General features: G+C 36.6%; 14 protein-coding genes and 1 tRNA gene. 2 read left to right on the top strand and 13 right to left on the bottom strand.

What is annotated here, in order from left to right:
* Positions 1 to 351: 351 nt before the first annotated feature.
* From EDD71_RS08315 to EDD71_RS08275, 9 genes are all read right to left on the bottom strand, one after another.
* Entirely contained in the window at positions 352 to 1,047 is a 696-nt protein-coding gene (locus tag EDD71_RS08315; RefSeq protein WP_133628268.1) for a response regulator transcription factor, read from the bottom strand.
* Positions 1,044 to 2,486, bottom strand: a complete 1,443-nt coding sequence (locus EDD71_RS08310; RefSeq protein WP_133628267.1) for a sensor histidine kinase — start codon at positions 2,484 to 2,486, stop codon at positions 1,044 to 1,046. Before EDD71_RS08310 ends, EDD71_RS08315 begins: the two co-directional genes overlap by 4 nt.
* Positions 2,487 to 2,495: 9 nt before the next feature.
* The gene (locus EDD71_RS08305; protein ID WP_133628266.1) at positions 2,496 to 3,248 is read right to left on the bottom strand and encodes an ABC transporter permease; all 753 of its coding nucleotides are present in this window, start codon (positions 3,246 to 3,248) and stop codon (positions 2,496 to 2,498) included.
* On the bottom strand, positions 3,235 to 3,960 hold the full coding sequence (locus EDD71_RS08300) for an ABC transporter ATP-binding protein (protein ID WP_133628265.1): 726 nt from the start codon (positions 3,958 to 3,960) through the stop codon (positions 3,235 to 3,237). Before EDD71_RS08300 ends, EDD71_RS08305 begins: the two co-directional genes overlap by 14 nt.
* 83 nt (positions 3,961 to 4,043) lie before the next feature.
* The gene (locus EDD71_RS08295) at positions 4,044 to 5,297 is read right to left on the bottom strand and encodes a hypothetical protein (protein ID WP_133628264.1); all 1,254 of its coding nucleotides are present in this window, start codon (positions 5,295 to 5,297) and stop codon (positions 4,044 to 4,046) included.
* A gap of 362 nt (positions 5,298 to 5,659) precedes the next feature.
* Entirely contained in the window at positions 5,660 to 7,075 is a 1,416-nt protein-coding gene (gndA, locus tag EDD71_RS08290; RefSeq protein WP_133628263.1) for an NADP-dependent phosphogluconate dehydrogenase, read from the bottom strand.
* A 275-nt stretch (positions 7,076 to 7,350) separates the two neighbouring features.
* On the bottom strand, positions 7,351 to 8,052 hold the full coding sequence (locus tag EDD71_RS08285) for a DUF7986 domain-containing protein (RefSeq protein WP_133628262.1): 702 nt from the start codon (positions 8,050 to 8,052) through the stop codon (positions 7,351 to 7,353).
* A gap of 692 nt (positions 8,053 to 8,744) precedes the next feature.
* Positions 8,745 to 8,903, bottom strand: coding sequence for a hypothetical protein (locus tag EDD71_RS15295; RefSeq protein WP_166636400.1), 159 nt, complete (start codon positions 8,901 to 8,903; stop codon positions 8,745 to 8,747).
* Positions 8,904 to 9,247: 344 nt separating this feature from the next.
* Positions 9,248 to 9,321: transfer RNA gene (locus tag EDD71_RS08275), tRNA-Gly, on the bottom strand.
* Positions 9,322 to 9,551: 230 nt separating this feature from the next.
* Here EDD71_RS08275 and EDD71_RS08270 point away from each other — a divergent pair.
* Together EDD71_RS08270 and iadA are read left to right on the top strand one after the other, a co-directional pair.
* On the top strand, positions 9,552 to 9,839 hold the full coding sequence (locus EDD71_RS08270) for a DUF1657 domain-containing protein (protein ID WP_133628261.1): 288 nt from the start codon (positions 9,552 to 9,554) through the stop codon (positions 9,837 to 9,839).
* Positions 9,840 to 9,989: 150 nt separating this feature from the next.
* Positions 9,990 to 11,162, top strand: coding sequence for a beta-aspartyl-peptidase (gene iadA, locus EDD71_RS08265; RefSeq protein ID WP_133628260.1), 1,173 nt, complete (start codon positions 9,990 to 9,992; stop codon positions 11,160 to 11,162).
* Positions 11,163 to 11,240: 78 nt separating this feature from the next.
* Here the strand turns inward: iadA and mltG are convergent, their stop codons facing one another.
* The 4 genes from mltG to EDD71_RS08245 form a co-directional block, all read right to left on the bottom strand.
* Positions 11,241 to 12,245, bottom strand: coding sequence for an endolytic transglycosylase MltG (gene mltG / locus EDD71_RS08260; RefSeq protein ID WP_133628259.1), 1,005 nt, complete (start codon positions 12,243 to 12,245; stop codon positions 11,241 to 11,243).
* 630 nt (positions 12,246 to 12,875) lie between these two features.
* Positions 12,876 to 14,258: a sensor histidine kinase gene (locus tag EDD71_RS08255; protein ID WP_133628258.1), complete on the bottom strand. Its 1,383-nt coding sequence runs from the start codon at positions 14,256 to 14,258 to the stop codon at positions 12,876 to 12,878.
* Positions 14,255 to 14,953: a response regulator transcription factor gene (locus tag EDD71_RS08250; protein ID WP_133628257.1), complete on the bottom strand. Its 699-nt coding sequence runs from the start codon at positions 14,951 to 14,953 to the stop codon at positions 14,255 to 14,257. The genes EDD71_RS08255 and EDD71_RS08250 overlap by 4 nt, the downstream gene beginning before the upstream one ends.
* Before the next feature lie 49 nt (positions 14,954 to 15,002).
* Entirely contained in the window at positions 15,003 to 15,245 is a 243-nt protein-coding gene (locus EDD71_RS08245) for an SHOCT domain-containing protein (protein WP_133628256.1), read from the bottom strand.
* Between the last annotated feature and the right edge of the window lie 2 nt (positions 15,246 to 15,247).

The raw sequence follows: 15,247 nt of genomic DNA, 5'->3' as shown, positions 1-15,247 counted from the left end.
GCGTATACCTTAAAGCCAAACTGCTCCTGATAGCCCTTTACGAGGTTTAGAAAGGCATCCTTATCCTTGTTTTCCCTGAAGAGAAGAAGCCCGTCGTTGCTCCTTACCATGATGTGATATATTGAATCGGTGCTTTTAATGCGTGCAGCCCTTGGCATAAGATCACTCCTTGATTTTTTTATTTTTAGTATTTCCAGGGCTTTGGGGAAATATACAGACTTGGAAAGTTTTTGTGAACTGTCCCTCAGTTTTTATTTTTATTCTACTATAAAGATGGAATGGTTATTTAACAGTTGTGACCCGTCCCTCGATTTTCCCCTCAAAAATAAAAAAAGGCGCCACCAAGCACCTTTACACCCTAAACCTATATCCTGCGCCCCAAACTGTTTCTATGTACTGAGGATTCGAGGGATTTGACTCTATTTTTTCCCTTATTCGTCCGATATGTACTGTAATTGTTGCATTATCTCCCAGAGCATCAAGACCCCACACCCTTTCGAAAAGCTCCTCTCTGCTAAATACCCTGTTTGCGTTTTGGGCAAGGTATAGAAGAAGTTCGAATTCCTTTTGCGCTAGGGCTACTTCCTTTCCGTTTACAAATACCTGCCTGGAATCCTTATTTATTTGCAGTCCCCGTATGGATATTATGTTGCTTTTAGGTTTACCCCCATATCTGTTCTTTAGCCTCTCGTAATTTTGAATATGGGACTTAACCCTTGCCACAAGCTCCCCCGGGCTAAAGGGTTTTGTAATATAATCGTCAGCCCCAAGGCTTAAACCCTTTATTTTGTCAATTTCCTCCCTCTTTGCTGAAACCATAAGTACAGGAATATCCTTTGTATCCTGTATGCTTTTTAAAACATCATATCCATTCACCTTAGGAAGCATTATATCAAGTATTATTAAATCATAGTTATTCTCTTTTATTTCCCTCAAAGCCGACTCTCCATCGGTACAAATTTTAACCTCAAAGTCTGAAAGCTCCAAATAGTCCCTTTGAAGCTCTGCTATACTCAAATCATCTTCAACTATTAATATCTTTTTCATAATGACCTCTCCACCATCTTTTTAAGTGATATTAGTATGCTTGTGCCTTCCTCGCCATGGCTCACAGCCCATATCCTTCCTCCATGGCCCTCAACAATTTCCTTTGCAATGGCTAAGCCAAGCCCGCTGCCCTTAGTTCCGCTTCTAGCTAAATCACTCCTATAAAACCTATCAAATATTTTATTTACATCTTCACTGCTGATTCCTCGCCCATTATCCCTTATCTCAATAATAATACTTGAATTGGTTTCTCTAAGGCCTATAGTAATTTGTCCCTGCTCTTTATTCATGTATTTTCGAGAGTTATCTATGATATTCATGATAACTCTTCTCATTCTTTCTCTGTCCATCATAACAAATCTCGAGTCCCTTAAATTTATAGCCAAGCTGATTTTTATGTTAGCCCTTGCAAGCTCTCCCTCAGTCTCACAAATACAATCATTGAAGTATTCTACTATATCCGTCTTCTCAAAATTAAAGGGAAGCTGCTTCAAATCAAGCCTTGAATATAAAAGCAAATCGTCGATCATTCCATCCATATACTCAGCCTTTGAATAAATGGTTTTCAAATAACTTTCCAGCTTTTCAGAGGTGTTTGCAACACCATCCAAAATCCCTTCAACATAACCTTTAATGGAGGTAATAGGTGTCTTAAGGTCATGGGAAATGCTGGATAAAAGAGCCTTTCGATTATCATCGTATTTAATCTGCATATTTATAGAGTTCTTCAGCTGTATTCTCATGGTCTCAAAATCGTGGCACAGCTCCCTTATCTCCTCATCACCCTCCTCCGGGATTTCATACTCAAGATTGCCGCTGGTTATTTCCGAGGCTGCTTTTTGAAGAAGTGATATTGGATTTAGTATTCTCTTTGAAAATCTATAGGAGCTAATTATGTTCACAACAACGAAGGACCCAACAAAAACTAAAATAATTAAAAATATTAGTTCCGTAAACAAATCCATTTCTTTTCCCGCAGGAGCTAATAAAATAACACTCCCTCTCGTTCCATCCTCTAATATAAGTTCTGAAACTTCAATAATATAGTTTATATTATTAAGGCTTATTCTCCTTCCAGGAGCCAAACTCCTCGACTTATCAATACACTTTTCTATATCGATTTTATTTAAATCTCCGGAGGAAGCTACAACATCACTACCCTTGAGTATTATAAACTTGCCATTAATACTTGGCAGTCTCCTTAATAGATAGTTCTGAAGGGTAGTTTCTTCAATTCCATCCTGACCTGATAGACTTCCCTGAATATTTAGCAGTTCTGATTTTATAAGTGTGAGCCTTTTAAAATTATCATAGCTCATATCCCTATGTAAAACCTTCGTGGAAACAAATATAAATACATAGGCGGTAAGAAAGGTAACTATAAAGGGAATTATTAAGGTTATTGTATTTGAAATAATAAGCCTTCTTTTGATATCCATTTATTCACCCTAAAATTCTTTTTTATCAAAGAGATAATACCCTGTTGTAAATAAAATTATAACATAGCCCACCATCATTGAAAATTTATTTGCGATTTTAAGTATTGGAAGGGGACTTATAGTAAAAAGTTTATACCAATCCAGCATGGAGGTAAATAGTATACCTGAATACCTTGAAAACACCATGCCAAGGGCTTTGAGTATTATAAAAACGAATATGGATAGAAAAAATACCCCTACTCCGCTTCTTAGAATGTTTGTAAAAACCACTATAACAAGTGTAAGTACAAGCATTGGGAGGAGAGTTACAAGGTAGGATACTATAATGTCTATAACTCCCCTAAGTGTAAAGGAGTTTGCATTAAATATAAGCCCTGCCAGGGTTGAAAGCACCATTACAAATAACAGATTAAAAAGTACAAATAAAAGTATGGCAGTTATTTTTGCTGTAAAAAACTTAAGCCTTGTAACGGGTCTTGTTAGAGCTATTTTCATGGTGTTATTTGAAAACTCCCCTGAAAAGCTGTCTATTGCAACAAGTGCTGTAAACAGAGGAAGAATTGTGTTTACCACAACAGAAAGCACAAGCATTGGAAACTCCATGCTTCCTACTCCCCTAATACCAAAGCCCCTGTTAACTCCAAGTATAATAAGCTGTCCTAATATTATAATGATAAAGGAAATAATAAGCGCTACAACTAGCTTTTTTCTCTTATATAATTTTTCAATTTCGTTTATTAAAGCTGTTTTAAACCTTCCCATTTGTCTCTACCTCGCTAACAAAATAGTTTTCAAGTGAAGCGTAGTTGTTTAGAATGTTTCTAGTCGTATCTACGTTCAGCAGTTTACCATTGTATAAAATCCCAATATGGGTACAGGTAAGCTCTACATCGTGAATAAGATGGCTCGATATGAAAAAGGTTGTATTCTCCCTTTCGGCAAGGCTTTTAATAAGATTTCGCATGTCAAGCATTCCCTCAACGTCAAGACCATTTAAAGGCTCGTCCAATATAATCACCTCAGGCTTTGAAAGTATTGCTGCTGCAATACCAAGCCTTTGCTTCATGCCCAGTGAAAACTTCCTTGGCTTTTCATTTTTATACTTTATTATACCGGTAAGCTCAAGCACCTCATTAATTCTATCATCATCCACATTTTTATAATATCTTGAAAACTGCTTTAGATTTTCATAGGCCGTAAGATAGGGGTAGGACTCCGCTGTTTCAATAATGCACCCCACCTTTTCCATAGCCTTTTCAAAGTCTTCTAAAACGCTGTGCCCCAGGATTTTAACATCACCACTGTCAGGCTTCATAAGCCCTGTCATTATTTTCATGGTGGTGGTTTTACCTGAACCATTGGGACCTAAAAAACCAAATATCTCTCCCCTATGTATATCAAGGTTAATATCAGTTATACCGCGGCCATTTTTAAAAACTTTTGTAAGATTTTTTATCTCAATAACCTTTTCCATTCATTTTCCTCCATATACTTTTAATGCGAAAATTCCGATAGGGGGCAGAGCCCCCCTCAAATTAGACTATAATTTACATTAAATTATTCAAATACTCTGTTAAATTCACCGTCATAATCATTCATATTAGTTTTAATCGTCTCCGGGTTTAGATTTATCTTAGGGATTGATGGATGGATACTAACGAAGCACATTCCGCTTGAGCCTGTAGAATCCTGAATGTTAACCCTTCCGCCAAATCCACCTTTTTCCAGCGGTCCACTGAATGTGTATTCCTTTATGCCACTGCTTGCATAATTCTCATATCCCTTTAGGTACTCCTCACGGTACTTGCCGGAAATATTCTTTCCGTCGAAGGAGGTAATCTCAACTATTCTTTCACCAATCTTTATGAACTTGCCATCCTTTTGTATTACTATATTGTTCTTGTAGGTACCAATATAGCTCTCTGGGTTACCTACTCCATTTTCGCTCGGCGAAACTATCTTTTCTACCTTTTTGCCAGTAAGGTCAGGTTTTTTAACCGTGGTTGAGTTAACATTTGTCAGCTTTCCCAGAACTTCAAAGGTAATATTATGCTCCTTGTCGTTATCATCCTTACCATAGAGTATTCCTGTTCCAAGAACGCTTTGTACTATGCCATTCTTGTCCACAACCATTTTCCCTTTGATTTCCTTAACGTAAATATCCTTTGTCATTCTAGGTATGCCGTTTCCAAGGCTTGCCCTATAGCCAAATTCATTTTTAAACTGAAAGGACACTATTGCATTTACAAGGGCAGGTATTTGAGATTCGCTCAGTGTTCCTGAAAGCTCCTTGCTTCCATCGGAATTCTGCGAAACTACAACATAATCCTTAAGGTTACCAACAAAGGCATCAACTATTCTTTCTATATCGGCAGCCTCCTTTTGTTTAAAGGGGTTTTGGTTTGGAAGGAAAACATCCTCCTTACCACTACCTGAAAGCTCATGCACATAATAAACATCCTGGTCGCTGTTGTAATTAATATATCTTTCTCTGTCCCTATATCTAAAGCTTTCAAACTTCTTATTGCCATCTACTCTGGTTTCAGTAATTTCTTCAACTTTCTTGGATACATCAATTTTAGTAACAATATTATCAGAATAAATCACATTACCATTATCCTTCATAACAAAGGACATATCCGTTGTATAGCTTTTCATTTTAGTTGCCATATTATCAGCTGTAATCTTCAGGGCATCCTTCATCTGCTCATACCCGCCCTTGGAAGCTATCTCGGCCAAGGCTGTTGAGCCAAACAGAAAAACGCCTACAGCTAAGCTTATAAGCATTGCTGTTTTCTTTTTTAGTTTCACTCCTTATCATCTCCTTATAAATCTAATTGGAAAGCTTTCCATATTTTAATTATACCGTCCATATCTCTACTTTCTCTAAACTAATTATAAACTAATTATAAACTTTAGAGGATTTATTTAAATTGTATTCTCTATTTATTTATAAATTTCTTCAAATCAACTACTCCTTTTAACAATAAAAGCAGCCACATAATTCGTAGGTTTTATCGCCAAAAGTAAATTCAAATCCTTCCATCACCCATCCCAATAAAGCCAATTAAAGCAACAAATACAATCGGGGACTGTAGCGTCGAGCTGCCCCATATAGAATAAACAAAGGGACCGTTAATAACCCTTTAGTGTCATTAACGGTCCAATGTCGTTTATATGTTTAACCAATCCGTATGGAAGATCCCTTCCTCATCTATTCTTTCATAGGTATGTGCTCCAAAATAATCCCTCTGTGCCTGTATTAAATTAGCTGGCAGCTGAGCACTTCTGTAGGAATCAAAATAATTAAGTGAAGCACTAAACGCAGGAACTGGAATACCGTTAAGTGCCGCAACGCTCACAACATTTCTCCATGCACTCTGAGAATTCATGATATTTTCCCTAAAGAAGGGATCGAGTAGAAGGTTATCCATTTGAGGATCCCTATAGAAGGCTTCCTTAATTCTGTCCAGGAACCTGGCACGGATAATACATCCACCCCTCCATAGCAGAGCAATTTCTCCATAGTTTAAGTTCCAGCCATACTCCTCTGAGGCCTTCTTTAAAAGTACAAAGCCCTGGGCATAGGAACAAATTTTTGAAGCATATAGCGCCTGCCTTATTTCTTCAATGAATTCCTCCCTGTTTCCCTGGAACTTTACCTCCGGTCCTGATAACACCTTGGAGGCATTTACACGTTCAGCTTTTATTGCTGATATATATCTTGCAAACACTGCCTCTGAAATGCTTGGTGTACTTACCCCAAGGTCAAGGGCTTCCTTGGACGTCCACTTTCCTGTTCCCTTTTGCTGAGCAGAGTCCAGTATAACATCTACCAAAGGTTTACCTGTTTTTGAATCTATTTTACTTAATATATCAGCTGTTATTTCTATAAGATAGGAATTTAATTCCCCCTTGTTCCATTCCTCAAATACTTTTTGCATCTCCTCTGTGGACATATTAAGCAGATTTTTCATTAAATAATATGCCTCTGAAATAAGCTGCATATCAGAGTACTCTATGCCGTTATGAACCATCTTTACATAGTGGCCTGCTCCATCTGGTCCTATATAGGCGCAGCATGGCTCTCCATCCCATGCCTTGGCAGATATATCGATTAGTATGTGCTTTACAGCCTCCCAGGCTTCCTTTGAACCTCCAGGCATTATGCTTGGGCCTTTAAGTGCTCCCTCTTCCCCTCCGGATATTCCAGTACCAAGGTATAAAATGCCCTTCTTCTCAAGTTCCCTGGTCCTTCTCATGGTGTCCTTATAGAAGGAGTTTCCGCCATCAATTATAATGTCGCCCTTCTCTAAATATGTAAGAAGATCATTTATTATATAATCTACTGGATCTCCGGCCTTAACCATTAAAATAATTTTCCTTGGCTTTGATAAGGAATTTACAAATTCCTCTAATGAATATGTGCCAGTTAACTTCTCATTATTTTCATTTTCTTTGATAAAATCCTCTACTTTTGATACTGTTTTGTTGAATACAGAAATACTATATCCATGGTTTGCAATATTCAACGCCAGGCTTTGACCCATAACGCCAAGACCTATTAATCCAATCTCCGAACTCTTCATCCAAAACCACTCCTCTGTTTGATTTAAGTAAAAATTCTTAATTATAAATCTTTATTCTAATTTTAATTTTATTTTTTATTTTAGTCAAACTTTTAATGCCAAATAATCAATTCGCAAAACAGTCTTGAAGGGATAAATAAAATATATAAAAGCAAAACAAAGCTGGCTTCAACATCCCTTGGGTCTAATCCATAAACGTCCCTTAAAAAGAGTCTCTCCCAGTTTGATGTTACAAAAAAGGAGAAACCTCTCCCCTCATTTGGTGTCTTTTGTGTTTAGTGATGGTGATGACCATGATGATGGTGTCCATGGTGGTCGTGATGATGGTCATGTTCATGGTGGTGGGTATGGCTAAAACCCATTTCCAGCCCATACATCCTATAGGCATTATAAAAGAATATATATTTATTAGCTGAGCTATCCTCGATTTTTTCTTTTGCTAACATCATGTAGCTGCTTGTAAGTGATGTTTCCAAACTATCATCAAATATCATAGGTGCTCCCGAAGTCATGTTAAGCTCTGGATAGGGAAGTACTCTTGTATATATTAATGAACTTATTCCCATAGTTTTGCTGAGGGAAATATCAACAAGCCTTATATTTTTGCTCTGATTAAAGGTATCTTTAAGGAATATCACAGGCTTTGAGGGTGAAATGTTAACAACCCTGTAAAGGGAAGTATACGAGTTTAAGAGTGCCTTAAGGGCCCTCTCCTCCATCTCATTTTCTGGTGCATGCTTTTCAGCATAACGCTCAACGGCATTCTTACCGTTTATTTTATATTCATATATTGCAAAATCCAATATGTAATTTAAATCGCTTTCATCGTCATAAATTATATTTCCCTTATCATCAATCATATCAAGGGCTTTGGCTGAATTTATAATAGCCTCTCTCTCCAAAGACTTTATGATTTTCTCATTCACAAATATCATCTGTTCATTTCTGTATTGCTTGTATAACTCCTGTAACTCCATTTTATTCCTCCAATTAATTTTTGATGGCTTATAATCTTTATAAACTGTTACAAAACAATGATTTTGAGATAGTTATGAACAGCTTCCCCTACGATTACAGAAATAGGACTTTTTTATCATACTTACATTTAGCCTCTCCTGAATTTAAACATTTTAAACAATAAAATTTTAATAAAAACAAGTAAAGTTGTAAGATTTATTTTACACCCTTTTTCCTGTTCACATCATTAATTTCCATACCCTCGTCTCTAATTTCAGTGCAGACTGCACTCCAAGTTTCCAGTTAAAACATAACTTAGTATCGAAAGCAGGTTGTTAAATAGTCGTTAATAAGCCATGAACAGGAACGCCCCACTCTTCATCATGATATTTTATATAATTCATCATCACCACACCAGGGACATCTATTCATTTTATCACCCTCAAAATAATTATTTCTCATGTCTTTATAATATCAAATTTAGCAGACAATTCATATATTAATCCAAAGCCGCACTTATAGCAATTGATCTGTATATTACAAGGGACAGTTCACAACTTGATACAAATTCAAGTATCTCCTCAGGAGGAAAGTCCCTAACAAGCATTACCCTCTCGCTTCTATGCTGGCCCCTTTCATTTTTAAATTCTACGGTTCTATCATAGCCTGGTTGTTATATGCATAGGCAAGCTCAAGATACATCTTCCTTGCCTTATCCATTCTGGTTAAATAGCTGCATTATAAAACCCTCATCAACTATATGAAAGGTATCCCTATGCTTATTTTCCCTGAAAAGAGTAAGCCCGTCGCTGCTCCTTACCATGATGTGATATACTGAATCGATACTTTTAATGCGTACAGCCCCTGGCATAAGCTCACTCCTCGATTTTTTATTTAGTATTGCCAAGGATTTTGGTAAATGCGCAGGTTAGGGAAAAAAATGTGAACTGTCCCTGTTTTCTAGTTCTTATCTCCGTGTTATTTATTTGTGTGATAATTTTTATTTAACACAAAGTAAGAACTTATGCCAATTTTTGTTTTTGGTTAATGTTACCAATCAGACTTTTATTTTTGCATAACTAAAGTTATCAAAGATATGCATCGTCTACAAAATAAAAATGTTGATGATCTGAAAGAAATCATCAACACATACATAGACAAAGTTATTGTATATGACAACAAGGTTGTTGCTAACCTTCGGGTTGTACATATGAGTGGAGCAGGTAACGGGAATCGAACCCGCACCGCCGGCTTGGGAAGCCGGAGCTCTACCATTGAGCTATACCTGCATCAATTTATATTATATTTTGATTTTTATTGTTTTTCAATTGTATATTTAAGGTTTTATTCAGAAAATTATTATTTTAATATGAAATTTTCCTCATTTTCTAAATATATCTTTTTATATCATTATTGTTCTAGCAATTTGTTTTTTTACAACGATACTACATATTCCCTACATACATTTATATTAATTGATAATAATATATCTTGTAAACAAATTCGAGGAGGCATATTTATGACTGTAATAAATAAATTAAACCAGACTCTTGAAATGCTAAAGTCCAGTGAATCCAACTGCAGAACATTTTCTATGGATACAGATGATCAAAATGCCAAACAAATGTTCAATCAGATTGCAGATACTATTAAGCAGGCTGAGGATATGCTGCAAAATAGGATAAACTACGTGATGAGCGAAGAACCTCAATATCAGCCACAGGCTCAGCAGAATCAAGCTAAGCAACAGCAAAATCTTCAGGCTCTACAGAATGACGTTGAAAAAGATGAAATTCCTGAGCTATAAAAAACGCCTTTTTGGCGTTTTTTTATATAAGAGATATTTTAATAATGACCTGAATAATGTAAAATTTAATCAATAAATATTTTTACATAATTTGTAATGTTAAAGCTTCAAATTTACTTAATATTTATCAATGATATTTGAGGTGATGCGATGCTTTTAATTAAATCTCCTTCCATTTACTCACCAGATTATATGGGTAAAAAAAGCATATTAATTTCAAGCGACAAAATAATTTATATATCAGGCGAAATTGCAGTGCCTGATAAAAACTTTCCCGAAGTTGAAGTCATTGACGGTGAGGGTTTAACTGCGATACCGGGCATAATCGATCTCCACGTCCATATAATTGGAGGTGGAGGAGAAGGCGGCTATACAACGCGAACTCCGGAATTAAACCTTACAGCCTTTACTCTTAATGGCATCACTACCTGTGTAGGGCTACTTGGAACCGACGGAACAACTCGAAATATGGCAAATCTTATTGCAAAGGCAAGAAGCTTGGAAATAGAGGGAATAACAACATATACATGGACAGGATGTTACCAGGTTCCAACAAGAACCCTCACGGACAGTCCAAGAACTGATATCGTATTAATAGACAAGGTTATAGGAATTGGTGAGATTGCCATATCGGATCACCGCGGCAGCCATCCATCGGAAAGGGATCTCATACATCTTGCAAGCGAAGCCAGAGTTGGAGGAATGCTCTCTGGAAAATGCGGAATACTTCACATGCATGTTGGAGACGGAAAAGCAGGCCTTAACCCGCTTTTCGATCTAACCAGAAACACGGAGATCCCCCATGAAAACCTTCTTCCTACCCATATAAACCGAAATAGTATGCTGTTTAAGCAATCCATCGAATATGCCCGTGAAGGCGGTTTTATTGATATAACAACCGGAATTAAACCTGAGGGAGACGATGCTATCCATCCTGTTGAGGCGTATAAGACAATGCTTAATGAAGGTATTTCTCCTTATAACATAACCATGAGCTCCGATGCAGGAGGAAGCATGCCCATATTCGATGAAAAAGGAAAACTTATCAAGATGGGTATAGGCCTTCCAAAAACTAACATAGAAATACTTCAGGGCTGTGTTGAAACCGGTATTCCCCTTGAAATTGCCCTTATTCCCTTTACATCATCCCCCGCAAAACTTCTCAAATTCCATTCTAAAGGAAAAGTTGCAGAGGGCTTTGATGCAGACATAGTTCTGCTTGACAAGAATATTAAACCTCATACCGTAATATCAAAGGGAAGAGTGATGGTTAAAAACTATAAACCAGTTGTTTTAGGAACCTTTGAATCATATGAATCATAAATGTCGTGTATAGTCAGTTACAATAAAAAAAGTTAAACCTATGGAGCATTTTCCAACATATTCTGATAAATCATGGCTTTACTTAATGTATTTATTCACATTTTTAACGTGCTCCTCATAGGTCCTGCTGAACACATGCCCATTATTTCCAAGGACATAATACAGGTAATCATGCTCTTCTGGATAAAGAGCTGCTTCAATAGAAAGCCTGCCTGGAGATGCTATAGGTCCAGGTGGAAGCCCCCTGTATAAATACGTATTATATTTTGACTCAAATTTGAGATTGCTTTTGTAAAGCCTTCCTATATTCCTCTCCCCCTTTGTTATGGCATAAATAACAGATGCATCGATCTGGAGTGGCATTTCCCTTTTAATTCGGTTATATATTACTCCAGATATTCGTTTTCTTTCTTCATCGTTAGCTGCTTCCCTCTCTATAAGGGACGCTATAGTTACCACATCATTTATACTAAGTCCAAGCTCCTTTGCCCTCTGCCCGTATTTTTCCGAAAAAACAGACTCAAATCTGTGGAACATAAGCTCTGCAATTTCTTTTTCAGATAAATCCTTTGGTACGTAATACGTATCAGGAAAAAGGAAGCCTTCAGCCTCATAATATACACCTTTACCAGGGGTTATGAGTTTTCTTCTGTCTATTTCATCAAGCTTTATGTTTATAAAACTATCTTTTTTTACCAGATTCCTTTCTTCAAGCCTGCTGGCTATTTGGTATAAAGTGAACCCCTCAGGAATAGTAACTATCTCAAAATCTGAAATACCACTTTGAAATTTTTTAAATATACCCTCTACTTTAAGGCCTGGGGATAATATATAGTTTCCAGGCTTTATTTTTTTGTCAAAGCCTTTTATTTTTCCATAGTATATAAAATACCTTGAAGACCTAATTACTTTTCTATCTAACAAAATTTTAGATATATCCTCCAGGGACTGTCCTTCTTTAATTACTAAATATACACTGCCAGTATTTATCGTTTGGCTGTACCTTCTTATTATATGGATTGAAGTACTCGCGATAATGGCTAAAATAAATAAAAGAGAAATAAATATAATAATTCTTTTCATATTCTCAACCTACTAATACTTAATATTAATATATAAAGAATGCCCACCCAGACACGAATGGGCACTTTAAATTAACTCATTGTGCTAGTTCAGGGGCTGAGCGGAGATAAAAATATATGAAGTTCACATAAAGCGGGCAATTAGAAGTTCTAGGCGAAGGGATGCAGAAAAATCCTAGAACTTTCGTTTGTTTGAGCTGGGCGAGTTAACGAAAGTTCTTGACTTTTCAAGTCCCGAGCCTTAGAACTTCTTTGCTAAGCGTGCTGGTGAATGAAATATATTTTTTATCGCAGCGCCGATCTGTAAATTTATCTAGCACAACAAGTTAAATTATATTATCTTATCATGGTGTAGAAAAAACCCCCAATAAAAGCAACTATCATTATCCATGAAACAACTCTTATTATAGTATTATTCCTTTTGCTTTTTTTACTCTTTACTGATGAACCTTTCACGGAAATCCTCCTTTCACAAACAGTAAAAGCTCACTTACATTATAAAACTTACACTCTATGGAAATATCATACACTGGAGTTTGAATGGAAGATTCAGATTAATTATATATCAAATGGCTTATAATTAGAACAACGTTATTTTCATTTACAATTGTCCCCGCCTAAAGTCCTATAACTATAAAGGAAGTTTTACCGTAAAAACGCTTCCCTTACCCTCCTGACTTTCAACCTCTATTTTCCCTCCATGGGCTGACACGAGGTTCTTTGTAATAGCAAGCCCTATTCCAGCTCCACCGGTTTCCCTGTTTCTTGATACATCCCCCCGATAAAACCTTTCAAATATAAATGGAATGTCCTTTTCAGATATGCCTATTCCATTATCCTTAACCTTTATTATAGCCCATTTGTTCTCCCTTGTTAAAAGCACCTCCACGGTTCCATTTTCACCGGTATATTTGTATGCATTTGACAAAAGGTTATGCATTATCTGCTTTAGCTTATCTCTGTCCATATTGATCTCTATCCCCTGGCTTATATAACCCTTTAAAGCGATATTTTTCTTTTTAAAAAGGGGCTTAAAGGAGTCGATTATCCTTTCTAAATCTGATGACAGGTCAAACCTGCTTTTGTAAAGTCCAAGGGTTGACTGCTCAAGTTTTGCCAGATTTCTAAGGTCATCTGTAAGTTTTGTAATCCTTTGAATCTCTTCATAACAGCTTTGAAGCCTTTCAAAAGTAGGCTCCCATATTCCGTCCATCATGGCTTCAAGATAGGTCTGAAGGGTGGTAAGTGGAGTCCTTATCTCATGGGCCATATCCGATGTCATCCTTTTTCTCAGCATTTCCTGATTGCTTAATGTTTCTGCAAGGTAATTCATAGAACTTGAGAGATGGTTTATTTCAAGGGTGCTGCTTTTAATATCGGATCTTATCTCAAGATTGCCATCCCTCATCTCATCAGCTATCTTTGTTATTTTTACAAGAGGGTTTGAAAGCTGCTTTGAAAGAATAAAACTTATAATAAGCCCGAATAGAAGAGCTGCACTTGTAGAAATAATAAGGGCCCGGTTAAGCGTATCCTTAAACCCTAAATCCTGCTCACTCACATTAAAGCTTCCAAAATACCCAACTATAATGGTTCCACTCTGCTTGCCATCTTTATTTAGTGGAAACTTTTCCTCAATATATTTACCAGGGTTTATATTACCATGTCTTCTCATCATATTTTTCATCATGCCATTCATCATTCCCTTATGGAGCAGATAATCCTTACCCGACCTATATATAACATTACCTTTATCATCCTTAACTTCTATATATAGATTTTCCATCATGGCATACCTTGATATTTCTTCGGAAATAATTTGTCCATTTTGGGTGTTATACATATCACCTATAAGGCCAACAATTTTATTTATTCTATCCCTATGTTCACTCTGCAAATACTCATCAAACCTTTTATCTATCATTCTGTTTGATATTATGCCAACTGTTAATATAGACATTATTATTGCAAGTAAAAAGCTTATTGCTAACTTTTTTCCCAGTGAAATGATCATCGGCTACCTCCAAATTTATACCCTACTCCGTATACCGTTAGGATATAGGCAGGATTTTTAGGATCGTCTTCAATTTTATGCCTGATATTTTTGATATGCGTGTCTACAGTTCTATCAAACCCTTCATAGTCATAGCCAAAGGCTTTTTCTACAAGCTGCTCCCGTGTAAACACCTGACCTGGATTTGAAAGAAGAACAGACAGTATCTTGAACTCATTGGGAGTTAATGCCGCATTCTCTCCTCTCTTTTTTACCTCAAACCTTTTAATATCAACCTCAAGATCTCCGTTATTAAATGTTAGATAATCCGCAAGGGGATCGCTTTCCCTGTACGCTCTTCTCAGAAGGGCCCTTACCCTTGATACAAGCTCCCTGCCGCTAAATGGTTTTGTAATGTAATCATCGGCTCCTATTGCAAGGCCCTCTATTTTATCATCCTCTTCGATTTTAGCCGTAAGCATAATTATAGGTACATCAGACTTTGTTCTTATCCTTTTGCAAACCTCTTCACCGGAAATTTTCGGAAGCATAAGATCAAGGACTATAAGATGTATCGGTTCCTCGTTAAATATTTGAAGTGCCCTCTCTCCATCCGAGGCTATTAATACCTCAAACCCTTCCTTTTCAAGATATGCCTTAACAACCTCAACTATCTTGAGCTCATCATCAACAACAAGAATCCTTTTTTTATTCATACTCTCCTACTCCCTATATTAAATATACAAAGATAGCTAGAGTGATTCCCTAGCTATCTTTAAGTATCTTCTTTTTTCTTAAATATTCTTCTTCGCTAATCTCTCCACTTGCAAATTTTTCATCCAGTATTTCAAGGGCTCTGTTATAGTTTCTGTAGCCTATTGGATTTTCTCTTTTTATAAGCCTCAAAAGGAAAATAACTCCTCCTATGACCAGAGCTGTTCCTATAACCATTCTTAAGATCATGAATATCCACCAAACCGAATATCCATCTGCGTACCATCTCATCATAA

This window comes from Fonticella tunisiensis (assembly GCF_004364155.1).
Taxonomy (GTDB): domain Bacteria; phylum Bacillota; class Clostridia; order Clostridiales; family Caloramatoraceae; genus Fonticella; species Fonticella tunisiensis.
This window is presented reverse-complemented; position numbering and strand designations above follow the sequence as displayed.